Source organism: Armatimonas sp. (assembly GCF_964826245.1).
The window spans coordinates 1-3283 of record NZ_CBAYMC010000361.1 but is presented as its reverse complement, the minus strand read 5'-3'; the positions used below and the strand labels follow the sequence as shown (position 1 = coordinate 3283).

Annotated in this window: 4 protein-coding genes; 1 reads left to right on the top strand and 3 read right to left on the bottom strand. The window is 57.8% G+C overall.

Going from position 1 to position 3283, the window contains the following annotated elements:
* From AC1XOS_RS21410 to AC1XOS_RS21400, 3 genes are all read right to left on the bottom strand, one after another.
* The coding region (locus AC1XOS_RS21410) for a type II secretion system protein (RefSeq protein WP_481964242.1) at positions 1-208 on the bottom strand (208 nt) is incomplete at its 3' end.
* A gap of 214 nt (positions 209-422) precedes the next feature.
* On the bottom strand, positions 423-1193 hold the full coding sequence (locus tag AC1XOS_RS21405) for a sugar phosphate isomerase/epimerase family protein (RefSeq protein ID WP_481964241.1): 771 nt from the start codon (positions 1191-1193) through the stop codon (positions 423-425).
* Between the two features lie 69 nt (positions 1194-1262).
* Positions 1263-1799: a hypothetical protein gene (locus tag AC1XOS_RS21400; protein WP_481964240.1), complete on the bottom strand. Its 537-nt coding sequence runs from the start codon at positions 1797-1799 to the stop codon at positions 1263-1265.
* Between the two features lie 116 nt (positions 1800-1915).
* On the opposite strand from AC1XOS_RS21400, the gene AC1XOS_RS21395 reads away from it, so the two are divergent.
* Positions 1916-3283, top strand: a 1368-nt coding sequence (locus AC1XOS_RS21395) for a class I adenylate-forming enzyme family protein (protein ID WP_481964239.1), incomplete at its 3' end; no start/stop codon positions are given.

Here is a 3283-nt window from a genome sequence, read left to right as displayed (position 1 = left end):
CACGGGCACCAGGTGTCATCTCATCATAGTCTTGGACGTACATCATCATGGACGTTCCGATTTGCTTGACGTTAGAGAGACAAGCTGCACCACGGGCCTTGGCGCGAGCCTGAGCAAAGACGGGGAAGAGAATGGCGGCGAGAATCGCGATGATCGCGATGACGACGAGAAGTTCAATCAGGGTAAAACCACGTTTGGTTTGTTGCATAATGTTCAGTACCTCCGCTGTTAGATGGGCTGATGCCCACACGACGAGTTTATCCCCTACAATGGGGGCAAATATTAACACAAGACTAAGAAACGGGCAAGAGCCGTTTATGTTGACGAAACTGCAGTTCCAGAAGAGCTTCCCAGACTTGCACCTTCAGTGTGCCTGAAATTGTTAAGAAAGTCAAGCCGGGCCAACTGCCTTTTTGTCGTTCCTAAAACCCGAGTGTACTCTTTGCATAGTCCGCGCTGATTTTTGCCGAGGTTGCCGGGTCGCCGCCCTCGGCCACGCGGTCTTGTTCGGTAGTGACCCAGACGGGCGAAAACGTCTTGACGATCTTGGTGGCCTCGACGAGCTTCACTTGGCCGTTGCCCAGCTCCGTAAACGTAAGGGGCTGCTTGGTTGCCAGATCGAACGTGCCGTCTTTGTAGTGGAAGTAGTCCGAGCGGTGGCCATGGGTCTGTAAAAAACTCACCAGATCCTCGCCGCCGCAGGCTACCCAGTAGAGATCGAAGCAGAACTTCACCGCCGCGGGGTCGGTGTTGCGCAGGAGAATCTCCATCCCGGTGCCGCCCTCGGGCAGGGTGAAGAACTCCCAGTTGTGGTTGTGATAGCACACCGAGATCCCCTCGCTTGCCAGCACCTCACCTGCCGCGTTGAGAGTCTCCGCCGCCGCTTCGTAGCCTGCCGTATCGGGCCACTTGCCTCCCGCCATCAGGTGCTTGGCTCCTACGATATTCATGTGCGCCGCCGTCTCCCGCACGTGGTCGAGATCTGCAAGCGCACTCACTCCTGTGTGGTAGCCCGCACAGACCAGACCCGCATCGTCGAAGAGCTGTTTGTAGTCGTAGGCCCCCGCGCTGGTCGTCGGGTTGCCCACTTCTGCACCGTCGTAGCCTGCGTTTTTCACATCCGCCAAGACGCCAGGCAGATCGTCGCCCCCGCGCTTGCCGAAGATAATCAGTTGAATGCCGAGCTTTGTCATGCCCGGCATTTCGACAAGCGTCGAGACGATTCCTCTATCCCCTCGATTAGAACGAGGGGACGGGAAAGGCTAAAACTTCAGCCCGATTCGTAGCCCGGTGCCTTCAAGCCCATCGCTGGCTTTGAGGGAGCGGAAGTAGGCACCCTCGATAATTAAGTTACCCGTTACCCGCAGGCCTGCCGTGATGCGGGCAACCGCCCCGCTCTGACGACCAGGATCGAAGCCCGAGTTGCTGCGAAACGTCCCGTACCACCCGATGCCCCCGCCGATATTGGCCGTCGTTCCCTCAGTGCCCAGCTTGAGCTGCGACTGAACCCCCAGTCCGCCTGCCAGGAAATTGCGTGGCGTATCGCCGCCCGTGCCGGCCCAGTCCAGAAACAGGGTTCGGCCCAGCCCGATACTTGGTGGCGGGGTAAGCTGGTGTGTCCACGAGATTCCATTGAGGGGACCATTGCCTAGATAGCCCTTGACCTTGCCTGCCGGGAAAAACGCCTGGTAGCTGACTTCCTCGCGCCCTCCAAAGCCGCTGTCGCTCCACTGAGCCTGTGCCTGAGACGAAGCGCCCAGAGCAAGGGCGACGGTGACGAGAATGGTGATCTTGTTCATGAGAGCTAATAACGCGAGACACGGCTGATTTTGTGACAACTAAGACAGTCGTAATTTTTATGCGCTGTCATAGCAGAATTGGCGTTAGTGTGCTATAATTTTGAGGAACCTCGACAATGACCGACGAGAACTTTAACCCGGAACTCATTCACAAAATCACCCATGCGCGGGGCCTGAGCAACCGACAGTATGACTTTAGTGGGTTGTTTGCTTCTACGATTGCGGACAAGCTCGAATGTCTCAGTACCAGCGACAAGTGCTTTCTGACGTTTTGTGAGGGAGATCAGCCACCGCGCTCCTGGACAGGCCGTGAGGTGTGGTCGGCGGCGCTCCTCGTGGCGGGGTATCTTCAGAAAACGCTCGCGCTTCAAACGGGGGATCGCATCGCAACGCTGACAGGCAGCTCACCCGAGACGGTTTTTTTATATTTCGGTGCTTGGCTGTTGGGAATCACTGTAGTTCCTGTAAATATCACGGAAGACGATGAGCGAATCGCCTTTATTTTGGAGCACTCACAGGTAAAGGCCGCATTCGTCCACGATGATCAAGCCCACCGTGTCCCTGAAGTACTCCAAAGGCCCGCAGATGCCTTCTGGAGTCACGCCCAAACTCCGCTGCCCAGACGCTTTTTTTCAGATACCGAGGCGCTGATTGTCTACACGTCGGGGACGACGGGGGCACCGAAGGGCGTTGTTCTGGAGCACCAAAATCTGATCGCCGATGCGCAGGGGATTGCGGCGTGGCATGGCTTCACGGAGAATGACCGGGCGATGCTGGTCTTGCCGATCCACCACGTCAACGGGATTATTGTGACGCTCATCACGCCGCTGCTCACCGGTGGGAGCGTGGTGCTCAATAAGAAATTCTCCGCCAGCCGCTTCTGGAAGACCGTCGCCGACGAGAAGTGCACCTGGTGTAGCGTCGTGCCCACGATTCTGGCGTTCCTCGGCGAGACAAAGCCCGATGGCTGGAGTGCGCCGCAAGACTTCCGGCACTTTATATGCGGCGCCGGGCCGCTGACTACCGAGCTGGCCAAGCGCTTCGACGAGCGATTTGGTGTCCGCGTGGTGCACGGCTACGGCCTCTCCGAGACGACGTGTTACTCGTGCTTCTTGCCTACTGATCTCGATAAAAACACCTACGCGCACTGGATGTGGGAGTGTGGCTTTCCCTCGATTGGCATCCCGCTTCCCGAGAACGAGATGGCGATCCACGACGAGAGCGGCAACGCTCTGCCTGAAAACACACGCGGCGAGATCGTCATTCGGGGCGTGAACGTCATGCGTGCCTACTTCAAGCGCCCCGATGCCAACGCGTCGGCCTTTACCCACGGCTGGTTCCGCTCCGGCGACGAAGGCTTCTGGCGCTTGGGCACCGATGGTAGGCCGTATTTCTTTATCACGGGGCGCCTCAAAGAGCGGTTTATCCGAGGCGGCGACAACTACTCGCCGCTGGAGATCGACGAAGTGCTCAACGCGATTCCC